At 72.3% G+C, this 14,640-nt stretch carries 14 protein-coding genes and 1 riboswitch; of the genes, 8 read left to right on the top strand and 6 right to left on the bottom strand.

Features of this window, described 5'->3' with window-relative positions; genetic code table 11:
- Window positions 1-192 precede the first annotated feature (192 nt).
- The 3 genes from ACFWAR_RS12430 (at window position 193) to ACFWAR_RS12440 (ending at window position 2,894) form a co-directional block, all read left to right on the top strand.
- On the top strand, window positions 193-1,056 hold the full coding sequence (locus ACFWAR_RS12430; protein WP_385776010.1) for a DUF4097 domain-containing protein: 864 nt from the start codon (window positions 193-195) through the stop codon (window positions 1,054-1,056).
- An 87-nt stretch (window positions 1,057-1,143) separates the two neighbouring features.
- Window positions 1,144-2,121, top strand: coding sequence for an ATP-binding cassette domain-containing protein (locus tag ACFWAR_RS12435; protein ID WP_385776013.1), 978 nt, complete (start codon window positions 1,144-1,146; stop codon window positions 2,119-2,121).
- Complete coding sequence (locus ACFWAR_RS12440; RefSeq protein ID WP_385776015.1) at window positions 2,118-2,894, top strand: ABC transporter permease; 777 nt, start codon at window positions 2,118-2,120, stop codon at window positions 2,892-2,894. The genes ACFWAR_RS12435 and ACFWAR_RS12440 overlap by 4 nt, the downstream gene beginning before the upstream one ends.
- An 80-nt stretch (window positions 2,895-2,974) precedes the next feature.
- On the opposite strand, the gene ACFWAR_RS12445 is transcribed toward ACFWAR_RS12440, so the two are convergent.
- Window positions 2,975-3,607, bottom strand: a complete 633-nt coding sequence (locus ACFWAR_RS12445; RefSeq protein WP_385776228.1) for a hypothetical protein — start codon at window positions 3,605-3,607, stop codon at window positions 2,975-2,977.
- Between the two features lie 142 nt (window positions 3,608-3,749).
- On the opposite strand from ACFWAR_RS12445, the gene ACFWAR_RS12450 reads away from it, so the two are divergent.
- Window positions 3,750-4,040 (top strand): hypothetical protein, encoded by a 291-nt coding sequence (locus ACFWAR_RS12450; protein WP_385776017.1) that lies wholly within the window; start codon window positions 3,750-3,752, stop codon window positions 4,038-4,040.
- Window positions 4,041-4,074: 34 nt separating this feature from the next.
- Here ACFWAR_RS12450 and ACFWAR_RS12455 read toward each other — a convergent pair whose 3' ends face one another.
- From ACFWAR_RS12455 to ACFWAR_RS12465, 3 genes are all read right to left on the bottom strand, one after another.
- Window positions 4,075-5,154, bottom strand: coding sequence for a prenyltransferase (locus ACFWAR_RS12455; RefSeq protein WP_385776019.1), 1,080 nt, complete (start codon window positions 5,152-5,154; stop codon window positions 4,075-4,077).
- Complete coding sequence (locus tag ACFWAR_RS12460) at window positions 5,151-5,885, bottom strand: class I SAM-dependent methyltransferase (RefSeq protein ID WP_385776021.1); 735 nt, start codon at window positions 5,883-5,885, stop codon at window positions 5,151-5,153. Before ACFWAR_RS12460 ends, ACFWAR_RS12455 begins: the two co-directional genes overlap by 4 nt.
- A gap of 94 nt (window positions 5,886-5,979) precedes the next feature.
- A complete protein-coding gene (locus tag ACFWAR_RS12465) occupies window positions 5,980-7,287 on the bottom strand; it encodes a glycosyltransferase family 4 protein (protein ID WP_385776023.1) in 1,308 nt (435 codons plus the stop codon).
- Window positions 7,288-7,516: 229 nt separating this feature from the next.
- On the opposite strand from ACFWAR_RS12465, the gene ACFWAR_RS12470 reads away from it, so the two are divergent.
- On the top strand, window positions 7,517-8,137 hold the full coding sequence (locus tag ACFWAR_RS12470; protein WP_354384267.1) for a TetR family transcriptional regulator: 621 nt from the start codon (window positions 7,517-7,519) through the stop codon (window positions 8,135-8,137).
- A gap of 1,025 nt (window positions 8,138-9,162) precedes the next feature.
- Here ACFWAR_RS12470 and ACFWAR_RS12475 read toward each other — a convergent pair.
- A complete protein-coding gene (locus tag ACFWAR_RS12475) occupies window positions 9,163-9,396 on the bottom strand; it encodes a ferredoxin (RefSeq protein ID WP_354381829.1) in 234 nt (77 codons plus the stop codon).
- Window positions 9,396-10,901 carry an aldehyde dehydrogenase gene (locus ACFWAR_RS12480; protein WP_385776025.1) on the bottom strand — a complete coding sequence of 502 codons (1,506 nt, stop codon included), beginning with the start codon at window positions 10,899-10,901 and terminating at the stop codon, window positions 9,396-9,398. Before ACFWAR_RS12480 ends, ACFWAR_RS12475 begins: the two co-directional genes overlap by 1 nt.
- A gap of 227 nt (window positions 10,902-11,128) precedes the next feature.
- Between ACFWAR_RS12480 and ACFWAR_RS12485 the strand changes: the two genes are divergently transcribed.
- The 3 genes from ACFWAR_RS12485 (at window position 11,129) to ACFWAR_RS12495 (ending at window position 14,611) form a co-directional block, all read left to right on the top strand.
- Entirely contained in the window at window positions 11,129-12,232 is a 1,104-nt protein-coding gene (locus tag ACFWAR_RS12485; protein ID WP_385776027.1) for an MBL fold metallo-hydrolase, read from the top strand.
- 172 nt (window positions 12,233-12,404) lie between these two features.
- A riboswitch (cobalamin riboswitch) is annotated at window positions 12,405-12,484 on the top strand.
- A 130-nt stretch (window positions 12,485-12,614) separates the two neighbouring features.
- The gene (locus tag ACFWAR_RS12490; protein ID WP_385776029.1) at window positions 12,615-13,871 is read left to right on the top strand and encodes a prenyltransferase/squalene oxidase repeat-containing protein; all 1,257 of its coding nucleotides are present in this window, start codon (window positions 12,615-12,617) and stop codon (window positions 13,869-13,871) included.
- Complete coding sequence (locus ACFWAR_RS12495; RefSeq protein WP_385776031.1) at window positions 13,868-14,611, top strand: SCO2322 family protein; 744 nt, start codon at window positions 13,868-13,870, stop codon at window positions 14,609-14,611. The genes ACFWAR_RS12490 and ACFWAR_RS12495 overlap by 4 nt, the downstream gene beginning before the upstream one ends.
- Window positions 14,612-14,640 lie beyond the last annotated feature (29 nt).

Consider the following 14,640-nt stretch of genomic DNA (forward strand, 5'->3'; position numbering starts at 1 on the left):
AGGCGGAGGATCGCCCGCCTACTGGACGTAATCGGGCGTTCCGACAACGCCGCGAGGCGCGGTACCAGGCGTCGCGAGCCAGGCGCTACTTTCGAAACACGCCCTAGGACATCGCACCGGGCGCCACGCGCCCCGTACACCCGCGCACCTCCCACCACTTCCGCTCCACCGAGCCAAGAGGACGGCACCGTCATGTCCGCATTCCAGATCTCCCACCTCACCGAGACCTTCCAGACCCCCGAGCCGATCTCCGCCACCGTCGAGTTCGAGATCGGCACCATTCGCTTCACCGCCACCAAGCGCGCCGACACCGTCGTCGAGGTCCGGCCGAGCAACCCGGGCGAGGAAGCCGACGTACGGGCGGCCCAGCAGACCAAGATCAGCTACTCGGCGGGGCAGCTCTTCGTGAAGGGGCCGCGCAAGCGCTCCCTGTTCGGCCGCGGCGGCTCGCTCGACATCGTCGTCGCCCTGCCCGCGGGCTCCGACCTGCGCGGCGACTGCCCCATGGCGGACTACCTGTGCTCGGGACCGCTCGGGCAGGTCCGGCTCAAGACCTCGCTCGGAGACCTGCGCGTCGAGGAGGCTGCCGCCGCGCACCTCACCACGGGCCATGGCAACACCCACGTCGACACCGTCACCGGCAACGCCGAGCTGTCCGGGTCCGGGCGGATCAGCGCCGACACCATCGGCGGCGCCGCGACCGTCAAGAACGCCAACGGCGACATCGCCCTCGGCGAGGTCCACGGCCACCTCAAGGCCACCACCTCCAACGGGTCCGTCTCCGTGGACTCCGCACACGCCGGAGTCGAGGCCAAGTCCGCGAACGGGCACATCCGGATCGGCCAGGTGGCCCGCGGCCAGGTCGCGCTCCAGACCGCCGCCGGGAACATCTCGGTCGGCATCGCCCGCTCCACCGCCGCCTGGCTCGACGTGAACACCCGCATCGGCAGCGTGCGCAACAGCCTCACCACCACCGACGGCCCCGCCGACACCGACGAGACCGTGGAGGTCCGCGCCCGCAGCGGCGCGGGCAACATCGAGGTCCACCGCGCCTGACCCACCGCGCCGACGGCGCACCCCAGAGCAGCCCGGCCCCGGCCCCAACTCCAGCCACAGCCACAGCCACAGAGGAGTGACCCCACCATGCCCACAGCCGTCGCGACAGCGACCGCCGCCTCCCGCACGTCGCCCGCGATCAGCGTCACCGGCCTGGCCAAGTCCTACGGCGACAAGAAGGTGCTGGACGGCATCGACCTGCACGTCGCCCCCGGCACCGTCTTCGCCCTCCTCGGGCCGAACGGCGCGGGCAAGACCACCACCGTGCAGATCCTCACCACCCTCATACCCGCGGACGCCGGCCAGGTCCGCGTCGGCGGCCACGACCTGGCCCGCGAGGCCGCCTCCATCCGCAAGGTCATCGGCGTGACCGGCCAGTTCTCGGCGGTGGACAACCTGCTGACCGCCGAGGAGAACCTGATCCTCATGGCGGACCTGCTCCACCTCGGCCGCCGGGAAGGCAGGCGGCGCGCCGCCGAGCTGCTGGACCGCTTCGACCTGACCGAGGCCGCCCGGGGGCCCGTCTCCACCTTCTCCGGCGGCATGCGGCGCAAGCTCGACCTGGCGATGACCCTGGTCGGCGACCCGCGCGTCATCTTCCTCGACGAGCCGACCACCGGGCTCGACCCGCGCAGCCGCCGCACCATGTGGGAGATCATCCGGAACCTGGTCGCCGAGCAGGGCGTCACGATCTTCCTCACCACCCAGTACCTGGACGAGGCCGATCAACTCGCCGACCGGATCGCCGTCCTCGACCACGGGAAGCTGGTCGCCGAGGGCACCGCCGAAGAGCTCAAGCGGCGCATCCCCGGCAGCCACATCCGGCTGCGGTTCGCCGGAACGGCCGAGCTCGACGCCGCCGACGCCCTGTTCGCCGCCCTCGACCTCGACCGCGAGGCGCTCACCCTCGACCTCCCCGGCGACGGCAGCCCGGACACCCTGCGGGCCGTCCTGGACGTCCTGGAGAGCGCCGGGGTCCGCGCGGAGGAGCTCTCCGTGCACACCCCCGACCTCGACGACGTGTTCCTCACCCTCACCGGACCGAAGCGGGAGAACGCACGATGACCAGCCTGGCCCATTCCGTCACCGACTCGGCGACGATGCTGCGGCGCAACCTCAGGCACGCCCTGCGCTACCCGTCGATGACCATCTCGGTCGCCGTGATGCCCGTCCTGATGCTGCTCCTCTTCACCTACGTCTTCGGCGGCGCCCTCGGCACCGGCACCGGCTCGGAGCACTACATCGACTACATCGCCCCGGGCATCATCTTGATGTCGGCGACCGCCGGGGCGGTGGCCACGGCCGTCGGGGTCTGCGTCGACATGACCGAGGGCATCGTCAACCGCTTCCGCACGATGCCGATATCCCGGGCCTCGTTCCTGACGGGGCACGTCGTGGGCGGGGTGATCCAGACCCTGATCAGCGTCGCCCTGGTGACCGGCATCGCGCTGCTCATGGGCTTCCGGCCCACCGCCACCCCCGTCGAGTGGCTGGCCGTGGGCGGGCTGCTGACCGGACTCGTGCTGGGCCTCACCTGGCTGGCCGCCGCGATGGGGCTGGTCGCCAAGACCCCCGAGACCGCGAGCAACATGCCGATGCCGCTGCAGTTCCTGCCGCTCCTCGGCAGCGCGGTCGTCCCGACGGACTCGATGCCGACCGGGCTGCGCTGGTTCGCCGAGTACCAGCCCTTCACCCCGATCATCGAGACCCTGCGCGGCCTGCTGATGGGCACGCCGATCGGGAACGACGGGCTCCTCGCCTTCGCCTGGTGCGCGGGCCTGGCCCTCGTCGGCTACCTGTGGGCGCGCTCCGTCTTCGGCCGGGACACGACCCGCTGATGCGCCGTACGCACCACGTGGTGAGGACCCGCCGGTCGCCCGGCGGGTCCTCACCATGTCGCGCGTCCGGTCTCCCGGGTTCAGCGGCCCAACTGCGAAAGGCTCGGAACCTGGTCCGTGACCGGGGCGCCCGCGCTCTTGCCCGCGTCCTTGACCCCGTTGATCATCTTCTCGAAGGCGCCGATGTCCGCGTCGTTCGCGTCGCCCTTGCGGAGCTTGCTGCCGAGTCCCTTGAGGGAGTCGATCCCCGCCGTGAGCGGGCCCACCGCCTTGGAGAGCAGCGGGTCGCCCTTGGCGTTGTCGGCCGCCGCCTTCAAGCGGTTGTAGGCGAACGCGCCCGCCAGGCCCGCCTTCACCAAGGCGAACTTGCGCCCGCTCGCGCCCTTCTTGAACTTGCCGGCGCGGTACGGCTTGATGATCCACTGGTAGGTGGCGCCGGCCGCGAGGCCCGCGTTCGCGACGAAGCGCGTCTTGGCGAACTTCTGCTTCTGGGCCTCGGTGGACGGGCTGGGCGACGGTGCGGCGTCCGCGACCCGCAGGGCCTCCTCGGCCGCGTCGACCTGGACGGCGGCCGGCGCCCCTTGGACCGAGACGTCCGTACTCCGGTCGCTCCGGTCGCCGCCCCTGCCGCAGGCGGTGGCGCCTCCGGCGAGCAGCGCGGTGGACAGGATCAGCGCCGTGCAGCCACGACGGAATCGGGCGGTTCTGGGTATGGACACGGTTTCCTCCGGGGACTGAGGTGTCCCAGGCAGCCTCACCCCGGCCCACCCGCCGCGCCACTTGGGAAAGCCGTTCGGGTTTGGCCCGCACCGCAGCGGCAAGACGCGGGTCATGCCCACACACAGTCGAGCACACATGCGAGCGAGGACCCGGGGAAGCAGCTCCGCCGGACGGATCGTCGCGATCGTGGCGGACGTACTGGCCTTCGTGATCGTCGCGTGGATCCTGCTGTACCTGCTGGACGCCAACCAGAACAACAGCCTGGTCGACCTGGTGCACGACGCCGCCACCTGGCTGGCGACCTGGTCCTACGACCTCTTCACCTTCGACCGCGACTGGGTCCAGGTCGTCGTCGGCTACGGCATCGCCGCCGTCGCCTACCTCTTCATCGGCCACGCCCTCGCGGGCTGGCTGGCCCGCCGCTGAGCCACCCCACGAGAGCCCGAGGGCACGACCCGGACTAGCAGCAGTCCGGGTCGAGTCCGTCCGGCAGGGTCGTACCACCGAAGACGGCCGTGGTCGGCTCGTCCCCGCCCAGCGCGGCCACGGCCAGCAGCAGGGACGCCGCCGTCCAGGTCGTCTGCTCCACCGGCCAGACCTTCTCGTCCTCGAAGACGTAGCCGGTCCAGTACATGCCGTTCTCGGCCCGCAGGTGGGTGATCGAGCGCAGGATCTCCAGCGCCCGGTCGGACTCCCCCATCGCCCAGAGCGCGAGGGCGAGTTCACAGCTCTCGCCGCCCGTCACCCACGGATTGGGCAGCACGCACCGCACACCGAGGCCCGGCACGACGAACTCGTCCCAGCGCTCCTCGATCCGCGCCTTCGCCTCGGAACCGGTCAGGGCCCCGCCCAGGACCGGGTAGTACCAGTCCATCGAGTAGTGGTTCTTGTCGAGGAAGCGCTCGGGATGACGGCGCACGGCGTGCGCGAGCGCGCCCGCCGCCACCTCCCAGTCGGGCTGCGGCTCCTCGCGGCACTCGGCGATCGCCAGCGCGCAGCGCAGCGCCTGGTGGATCGAGGAGGAACCGGTCAGCAGGCCGTCGGCGACGACCGTCCCGTCCGCCTCCCGCTTCCAACCGATCTGTCCGCCGGGCTGCTGGAGCCCGAGGACGAACTCGACGGCGGCGAAGACGACGGGCCACATCCGGTCCAGGAAGGGGTCGTCCCCGGTCGCCAGGTAGTGGTGCCAGACCCCGACCGCTATGTAGGCGGTGAAGTTGGACTCCTTCCCCGCGTCCTGCGGGTCCTCGGTGTCCACCCCCTCGGGCCGGTCCGCGTAGGCGGCGTACCAGGAACCGTCCTCGTTCTGGTGGGCCGCCAGCCAGGCGTACGCCCGCGCCGCGGCCTCGTGCTCGCCCGCCACGTCCAGGGCCATCGCGGCCTCGGTGTGGTCCCACGGATCGAGGTGGTGACCGCGGAACCACGGGATGGCCCCGTCCGCGCGCTGCGCGGCCAGGATCCCGGCGACGGTGCGGGCGGCCTCCTCGGCCGTCAGCACGCCGTCCAGGACGAGGTGCTCGGTGCGCCCGGGCGAGGTCACTTGGCAGCGCCGACGGGCAGGTGGGGCTTGGTCGCGTAGGCCACGAAGCTCTTGCCGATGACCGGGTTGAGGGCCTGCTCGGCGAGCCGGGTCGCGAGCGGCTTCTTCATGATGTCCCAGACCAGGAGCTTGTGGTACGCCTTCACCGGCAGCGCCTTGTCGTTGTCCACGCCGAAGGCGCACTTGAGCCACCAGTAGGGCGAGTGCAGGCCGTGGGCGTGGTGCGTGCCGTACGGCTTGAGACCGGCCTGCTCCATCTTCCCGAGCAGCTCGTCGGCCTTGTAGATGCGGATGTGGCCGCCCTCGACCTCGTGGTAGGCGTCGCTGAGCGCCCAGCAGATCTTCTCGGGGCCGTAGCGCGGGACGGTGATGGCGATGCGGCCGCCCGGCTTGAGGACCCGGACCATCTCGGCGAGCACGCCCTTGTCGTCGGGGATGTGCTCCATCACCTCGGAGATGATGACGACGTCGAAGGAGTCGTCGGGGAAGGGCAGCGCCAGCGCGTCGCCCTCCATGGCGGTGGCCGTGGCACCGACGGGGGCCTCACCGGCCTCCTTCATGGCGGCGAACCACTTGGCGACCTCGCGGATCTCCTCGCCGTTGCGGTCCACGGCGACCACGTGGGCGCCGCGCCGGTAGCACTCGAAGGCGTGCCGGCCCGCGCCGCAGCCCAGATCGAGCACGCGATCGCCTGCGGCCAGCGGGAACCTGGAGAAATCGACGGTCAGCACGCGGTCCTGCCTTCGCGGTCGAGGTGGGGGTGATGGTGGGTGGAGACGAGGTACTTGACGAGGTACTTCACGGGGTGCGGCGCCCGTACGGCCGTCACCGACCGGCGCGCGCGGCCCGTTCGATGGCGGCCCGGTAGTGCGCCACCGTGCCCTGGGCGGCTCTGGCCCAGGTGAAGCGGTCCAGCACCCGAGCGCGCCCGGCACTGCCCAGGCGGGCCCGCAGCTCGGCATCGCCGAGCAACCGGCCCAGCGCGGCGGCCAGGGCCCCCGCGTCACCGGGCGGTACGGCGAGGCAGGTCTCGCCGTCGGCGCCCGTCACCTCGGGGATCGCCCCGCCGGTGGTGGCCACCAGCGGGGTGCCGGTGGCCATGGCCTCGGCCGCGGGGAGCGAGAAGCCTTCGTAGAGGGAGGGCACGCAGGCGACCTGGGCGCTGCGCACCAGGTCGACGAGCTCGGCGTCGGTGATGCCCTTGACGAACTGGACCGCGTCCTGGAGCCCGTACTGCTCGATCGCCCGGGCGACCGGCCCGCGCTCGGCGCGCTTGCCGACCACCACGAGGTGGGCGCCGGGCTGCTCGGTGCGCAGCTTGGCGAGCGCCTCCACGAGGTGCACCAGGCCCTTGAGCGGTACGTCCGCGCTGGAGGTCGTGACGATCCGGCCCGGGACCTCGGCGACGGACGGGTCCGGCGACCACAGGTCGGTGTCCGCGCCGATGTGCACGACGTGGATGCGGTCGTCGCGGACGCCCAGGTGGTCGGCGATCTCCTGCTGCGAGGAACCGGAGACGGTCAGGACCGTGGGCAGCCGGCGCGCGACGCGGCCCTGCATGCGGGTGAAGCCGTACCAACGGCGCACCGAGGCGCGCTTCTTGCGGTCCTTGGCGGCGGCGAGGTCGAGCTTTCGGTCCACCGTGATCGGGTGGTGGACGGTGGTGACGAGGGGCGCGCCCAGGTCGGCCAACAGGCCGTAGCCGAGGGTCTGGTTGTCGTGGATGACGTCGAACTCGCCGCGCCGGGCCGCCAGGTGGCGGCGGGCCCGCAGCGAGAAGGTCAGCGGCTCGGGGAAGCCGCCGGTCCACATGGTCGCGACCTCGAGGGCGTCGATCCAGTCCCGGTACTCACCGCGCTTGGGGGTGCGGAAGGGATCGGGGTGGCGGTAGAGGTCCAGGCTGGGCAACTCGGTGAGCGTGGCGCCGGTGTCGAGCACCGGATAGGGCTGCGCGCCGATGACCTCGACGGAGTGCCCCAGGCGTACCAGTTCCCTCGCGAGGTGGCGGACGTAGACGCCCTGGCCACCGCAGAACGGGTTCCCCTTGTAGGTGAGGAGTGCGATGCGCAACGGGCGGTCGCCGTCAGTGGCGGAACCCCGGAAAGGGCTCGTCACCATGGCCTCAGCGGTCACTCCCGGCCCCCTTCTCGCTGCACTTTCGCCGGAGCGTAACCCGCTCGGATAATGTAGAACAAGTTTCAGACTTGATCCGTTGAAGAGCATTGAATCTACCGGCCGGAAACCACACCGTAAGAGCCGGAGCAGGTGATTCGCGCCACGGCAGGCCCGCCTGCCATGCTGACCACGGAACAGCCTCGGAGCGGTGCGAATGGATACCTCGGAACGCCACGGAACGGGACACATGACAGCGGAAGCCAAGGCCCTCGCCACGCCGGCGTCCCCGCCCCTGACGGAGCGGCAGGAAGCCCGCCGCCGCAGGATCCTGCACGCCAGCGCGCAGTTGGCCAGCCGGGGCGGGTTCGACGCGGTCCAGATGCGGGAGGTCGCCGAGTCGTCCAGCGTCGCGCTGGGCACGCTCTACCGCTACTTCCCCTCCAAGGTCCACCTCCTGGTGGCGACCATGCAGGACCAGCTCCAGCACATGCACACGACGCTGCGCAAGCGCCCCCCGGTCGCCGACAGCCCCGCCGAAGCCGTCGCGGAAACGCTCATGCGCGCCTTCCGCGCCCTCCAGCGCGAACCGCACCTGGCCGACGCCATGGTGCGCGCCCTGACCTTCGCGGACCGCAGCGTGAGCCCCGAGGTGGACACCGTCTCCCGGCTGACCACGGCCATCATCCTGGACGCGATGGGCCTGGACGCCCCGCCCACGGCGGAACAGCTCTCGGCGGTCCGCGTCATCGAACACACCTGGCACTCGGCCCTGATCACCTGGCTCTCGGGCCGCGCCTCGATCGCCCAGGTGAAGATCGACATCGAAACGGTCTGCCGCCTGATCGACCTCACGGCCCCCCCGAAGTAGCCCCACCCAAGGATCGGCCGAAACAGGGCGGTGGGGGCGCGGCTTGGCGGCGGGGGGCGCGGCTTCGCCGCGATGGGCGGGTGCTTCGCGGGGGCGGGGTCGGGGAGGGTCCGGGGGCTGCCCGCCAGTTCAACTGTCTCTCCGTGCCGGTGCGACCTATCAAGGGCGCTCCTTCGTCGCGTCGCTACGCGATGTCGCTGCGCTCCACCCTTGACAGGCCACCCCGTCACGGAAAGCCAAGAACTGTCGGGAAGCCCCCGAAGGAACGGCAGGGGGGACCTAGACCATCACCCAGGGTTCCGGGCAGTGAGGGAAGGGCCCTGAGTGCGGCCTTGCCGCGCCCTTCGGGCGTACAGACCACAAGCACGCCTCCAGATCGCTACGCGCTTCTCCGAGGGCGGCGTCTGCGGGCTGTTTGGGGTGGGTGAGAGGCAAGAACTCGGCGAGGGCGAGCATGGGACCGGTCTGATGCCGTCTGCCCCTCGAATGCACGCCACAAATGCCTATAAAAGGGGCAAATTGGAGAGGTTTGGAGGGGTGTTGAGCCCCCACCGCCACCAGACCCGTCTCCTGCTCGGTTAAGCCGAGCATCTAGCCCTCCCGCACCGCCCACCAGCCCCGCACACCCTGCAGACGCTTCTCTCGGAGAAGCGCGTAGCGATCTGAGGGCGTGTCTGTTGTCTGTACGCCCGGAGGGCGCGGCAGGGCCGCACTCGGAGCCCCCGGCCCAGGCGTCCAGAACCCCGAGAAGTGGGTCATGTCCCCCCTGCCCTTCCTTCGGGGGCTTCCCGACAGTTCTTGGCTTTCCGGGTCGGGGCGCCCTGTCAAGGGTGGCCGAAGGCCATCGCGCAGCGACGCGACCGCAGGGAGCGCCCTTGACAGGGTGACCCGGCGCGGAGAGACAGTTGAACTGGCGGGCAGCCCCCGGACCCCCACCGACCCCGCCCCAGCGAAGCCACAGGCAAACGCGGCGAAGCCGCGCCCCCCACCGCCCAGCCACCCCCCTCACCAAGCCCCCCGCCCCCTCACTCCTCCGGCGGGAAGACCACCTCGCCGCTCGCGGCCAAGGTGATGGTGATCGCCTCGACGGGGCAGCCCTCGGCCGCCGTCAGGGTCGGTTCGTTCGCGTCCGTGTCCGGTGAGCTCGGGTGGGACTGGCGGGCCGAATCGAGGGCGAAGCCCGTGGGGGCGTGGTTCACGCACATGCCCGAGCCGATGCAGACGCCTCTGTCCACCTCGACGTGCCAGCGATCACCCATCACTCACCCCCGGCGGAAGCGCCGTCACCGGCGGAGCCACCGGCGGCCGGCGGCTGGTAGCCGCCCGGGAGGCAGATCATCTTCGCCTCCAGGTACTCGCTCAGACCCTCCGGGCCGAACTCGCGGCCTAGGCCGCTGTTCTTGTAGCCGCCGAACGGTCCGAGCATGTCCAGGCTGAAGGTGTTCACGTTGAAGACGCCGGTGCGGATGCGGCGGCCGAAGTCGATGCCGTGCTCGACGTCGCCGGTCCACACGCTGCCGCTCAGCCCGAAGTCCGAGTCGTTGGCTATCCGCACAGCGTCGGCCTCGTCCCCGTACGGGATCAGGCAGACGACCGGCCCGAAGATCTCCTCGCGCGCGATCCGCATGGAGTTGTCGACGTCCCCGAAGAGCGTCGGCTCGACGTACCAGCCCTGGTCGCGGCCCGCCGGGCGCCCGCCACCGGTGAGGACCTTGGCGCCCTCCTCCTGGCCGAGCTTGATGTAGTCGAAGGAGCGCTGCTGCTGCCGCTTGGCCACCAGCGGGCCGAGTTGGGTCGCCGGGTCCAGGGGGTCGCCGACCACCAGGGCTCCGGCGGCCGCCGCGAGCGCCTCGGCGATCTCGTCGTAGCGGCTGCGGGGGGCCAGTACGCGGGTCTGGGCCACGCACGCCTGCCCGTTGTTCATCCAGGCGGCCGGGACGATCCCGGCGATGGTGCTCTCCAGGTCCGCGTCCGGGAGGATCACGGCCGCGGACTTGCCGCCGAGTTCCAGGGTGACCCGGGTGAGGTTGCGGGCGGCGACCTCCATGACGCGCTTGCCCGCCGCGACGGAACCGGTGAAGGCGACCTTGTCGACCCCCGGGTGCCCCACCAGGTACTCGCTGACCTCGCGGTCGGCCGGCAGGATCGACAGCACGCCCTCCGGCAGCCCGGCCTCGCGCGCGATGTCGGCCAGGATGTAGGAGTCGAGCGGCGCTTCGGGCGAGGGCTTGAGGATGACGGTGCAGCCGCTGAGCAGCGCGGGCGCGAGCTTCGCCGCGGCCACGAACTGCGGGACGTTCCAGGGGATGACGGCCGCGACCACGCCCACCGGCTCGCGCCGGACCATGATCGGGCTGAGCGCTCCCTGCCGGTGTTCCTCGTACGGGAAGGAGCGGGCGACCGTGATGGCGGCGTCGTAGACCATCATCGGACCGAGCGCCTGGGCGAGCACGCTCCAGGAGTACGGCGATCCGTTCTGCGAGCTGATCGAGCGGGCGATCTCCTCGTGCCGGACGGCGATCGCGTCCTTGATCCGGGCGACGACCGCGATCCGCTCGTCCAGGGACGCGCGGGGCCAGGGGCCTTCGTCGAAGGCCTTGCGCGCGACGGCGACGGCGCGGTCGACGTCCGCCCGGGAAGCGTGCGGTACGCGGCCGATGACCTGCTCGGTGTGGGGCGAGACGATGTCGATGGTGTCGCTGCCCAGCGGATCGGTCCACTCCCCGCCGATGAACAGCTTTCCGTGTTCCACGAGCTCGGTCATGGCTGATGCCTCCTGCGGTTCAGAACCGGATGCCAGAACTGATACCAGTTCTAGTTCCAGGAGTCCACGGCGCAGACAGAAGACCACCCCGAGACCATGGAGAGATCGGCAACGCAACAGACGACTGGTCAGAAAGCTTTGCGGATGGTCGACTTGGGCTACTAATGGAACGAGTTCTCGTCAGCCGTCACGGTACTCGCCGCACCACTCCGTCTGGGGGCCACCACATGTCAGCAGCCGCACCCGAACCGCCCGGTGTCAGCGACCACGGCGGCGGCGACCCCGGCGTCGACGACCCCGCCACCATCGACCACGGCGGCGGCGTCTGGGGGATCAAGGTCCCCATCCCCGACAACCCGCTCGGCCACACCCTCGTCCACGTCGTCGAGACCAACCGCGGTCCGGTCCTCGTCGACACCGGCTGGGACGACCCCACCTCCTGGGACACCCTCGTCGCCGGCCTCGGCGCGCTCGGCATCCCCGTCGCCGACGTCCACGGCGTGGTCATCACCCACCACCACCCCGACCACCACGGCCTGTCCGGCCGGGTACGGGAGGCGTCCGGGGCCTGGATCGCGATGCACGCCGCCGACACCGAGGTCGTCACCCGCACCCGCGGCTCCGACCCCGGCGTCTGGCTGGACTACATGAGCGAGAAGCTCCTCGCCGCGGGCGCCCCCGACGAACACATCGCCCCGCTGCGCGCCGCCCGCGAGAGCGGCCGCATGCGCACCCTGCCCGGGATGCACGCGGCCGTCCCCGACCGCGAGATCGTCCCCGGCGAGCTGCTGCCGCTGGCCGGGCGCCGGCTCCGGGCGATCTGGACCCCGGGCCACACCCCGGGTCACGTGTGCCTGCACCTGGAGGAGGAGCACCCCGCGCACCTCCCCGGCAACGGCCGCCTCTTCTCCGGCGACCACCTGCTGCCCGGCATCTCCCCGCACATCGGGCTGTACGAGGCCCCCGAGGACCTGATGGCCACCGACCCCCTCGGCGACTACCTCGACTCCCTCGAACGCATCGGGCGCCTGGACCCCGCCGAGGTGCTCCCGGCCCACCAGCACGCCTTCACCGACGCCCCGGCCCGGGTCCGCGAGCTGCTGGCCCACCACGAGGAGCGCCTCGTCGGCCTGTGGGAGCTGCTCGCGCGCCCGCTGACCGCCTGGCAGCTGGCCGAGCGGATGGAGTGGAACCGCCCCTGGGCGCAGATCCCGTACGGCTCCCGCAACATCGCCGTCTCGGAGGCGGAAGCGCACCTGCGGCGGCTGGTGAAGCAGGGCCGCGCCGAGGCCGTCCCCGGCAGCGACCCGGTGACGTACCGGGCCCTGTAGCCGCGCCCCGACAGGAGAAACGGAAGGGCCGTGGAGGGTCGGACACGGAGGGGCGGCAAGGGGGCGGCGGCGGGGCCGCGACGGGCCCGTACGACGCTGCGCCGGCCCGCCGTCAAGGGGGGCGCGGGTTACGGGCCGGTAGAGTGACCGGGTCGTCAACACTTCCGTACGGGGGGAAGCCGGTGCGAATCCGGCGCTGACCCGCAACCGTGTCCCGCCTCCGGCGCCGCCGGGCGGGGAGCCGGATTGCCCCGTGGCGGAGGTGCGCGGCTCGCGCCGCCGGATCCTCCGGTGGCCGGCACCGTCGAGGTAAACGGAGCCGGAGCCCGGTACTCCACGTGCCTGCCTCCCGCTCCCCAGCAGGAGAGGCACCCGCCCCACCATGAACGTCCGCCGCTGCGCCGCCGCGCTCGCCGCCTCCGCCGTGCTCTGCGCGGGCGCCGCTCCCGCCGCCTTCGCCGCCCCCTCGCCCTCACCGGCCCCCGTGGTCCCCTCCGGCCTGTTCGGCAAGGGCGACCCGACCTTCGACGGTGTCTGGCGCCAGTCCTTCGCCCTGCTCGCCCAGCAGGCGGTCGGCGTGCGGCCCGCGCCGCAGGCCGTCGGGTGGCTGACCGGCCAGCAGTGCGCGGACGGCGCCTTCGCCGCGTTCCGCGCGGACTCCGGCGCGGCGTGCGACGCGAAGACGGTGCTCGACACGAACGCCACCGCCGTGGCGGTCCAGGCGCTGAAGGCACTGGGCGGCCACGACGCGGCCGTCAAGAAGGGCGCCGACTGGCTGAAGTCCGTACAGAACGAGGACGGCGGCTGGTCCTACAACCCCGGCGCCCCGAGCGAGGGCAGCTCCACCCCGCTCGTGATCAGCGCGCTGGTCGCGGCCGGTGAGAAGCCGGCCGACGTGAAGTCGAAGGCGGGCAAGTCGGCGTACGACGCCCTCCTCTCCTTCCAGCTCGGCTGCGCCGCCGAGCCCGCCGCCGACCGCGGCGCCTTCGGCTACCAGGTGCAGGACGGCAAGCTCCCGGCGAACGCCGGTGCCTCGGCCGCCTCGGTGCTCGCCGGGCTCGGCGCCGGTCCGGTCGTCGCCCCGGCCGCCGCGGACACCCCCGCCGCGGCGCTGGAGTGCCCGGCCGGAGCGAAGGACCCGGCGGCGGCCGCCCAGGCCTCGGCCGGCTACCTGGCCGAGGCCCTCAAGAAGGACGGCCACCTGGTCGTGAAGACCCCGGGCGCCGAGACGGTCACCGCGGACGTCGGCAACACCGCCGACGCCGTGATCGCCCTGGCCGCCGCCGGGCACAAGCAGTCGGCCGCGGGCGCGCTGGAGTGGCTCAAGGCCAACTCGGCCGAGTGGTCCAAGGGCAACCCGGCGGCCCTCGCCACCCTGGTCCTGACCGCGCACGCGACGGGCACGGACCCGAAGGCCTTCGGCTCCACCGACCTGGTGACCGCGCTGAACGCGACCGGCCCGAGCGACGCCCCGGCGGCGACGCCCCGGCAGTCGGCAGCCGCCGACGCCGGACCGTCCGCGGACTCCTCGAAGTCCTCCGGCTCCTCGAACGTCGGCATCTGGTGGATCATCGGCCTGGGCGCCGTGGCCGGCGTGGGCATCGGCTTCGTCATGAGCCGACGCAAGCAGCAGCCGTGACCCGCCGGCCCCGTCCGGCCCGGACCCGCTCCTCCCGCGCCCGCTCCCGGTCCCTGTCGGCGGCCCTGTCCCTGGCGCTGGCCCTGGGCGCGGCGCTGACCCTGCTGGGCGCCGGTCCCGCGCTCGCGGCCGGTTACCGGTACTGGTCGTTCTGGGACGGTACGAGCGGTTCGTGGACGTACGCGACCCAGGGGTCCTCCCTGGTCCGACCCAAGGACGGCTCCGTCCAGGGCTTCCGCTTCGCGGTCAGCAAGGACGCGGCCGACGAGGCGGCGAAGCCGCGCGCCGCCGCCGATTTCGGGGCGATCTGCTCGGGCACCGCCCCGGTGGAGGGCCGCAAGCGGGTGGCCCTGGTCGTCGACTTCGGCCTTCCCGCGGACGCTCCGGCCGGCGAGGGCCCGCCGCAGGACGCCCCGCGCACGGCGTGCGCGGTGGTGGCTCCCGACGCGACGGCCGCCGACGCGCTGGCCGAGGTCGCGAAGCCGCTGCGGTACAACAGTGCGGCGCTGCTCTGCGCGATCTCCGGATACCCGAAGCAGGGCTGCGGCGACCAGGTCGGCGCGAACGAAGCGCAGCCGTCCGCTTCCGCCTCGGCGTCCTCGTCGGCGAGCGCCGCCGCGTCCGGTGACGGGGACGGGGACGGAGGCGGCCCCTCCGTGGGTCTCCTCGCCGGTGTCCTGGCCGTCGTCGCCCTGGCCGGGGCGGCCGTCTGGCAGTCCCGCCGCCGCCGCGCCCGGTGACCGATCCGGCCGAACGCTCCGCGACCGGG

The organism is Streptomyces sp. NPDC059917, from assembly GCF_042730635.1.
GTDB lineage: Bacteria > Actinomycetota > Actinomycetes > Streptomycetales > Streptomycetaceae > Streptomyces.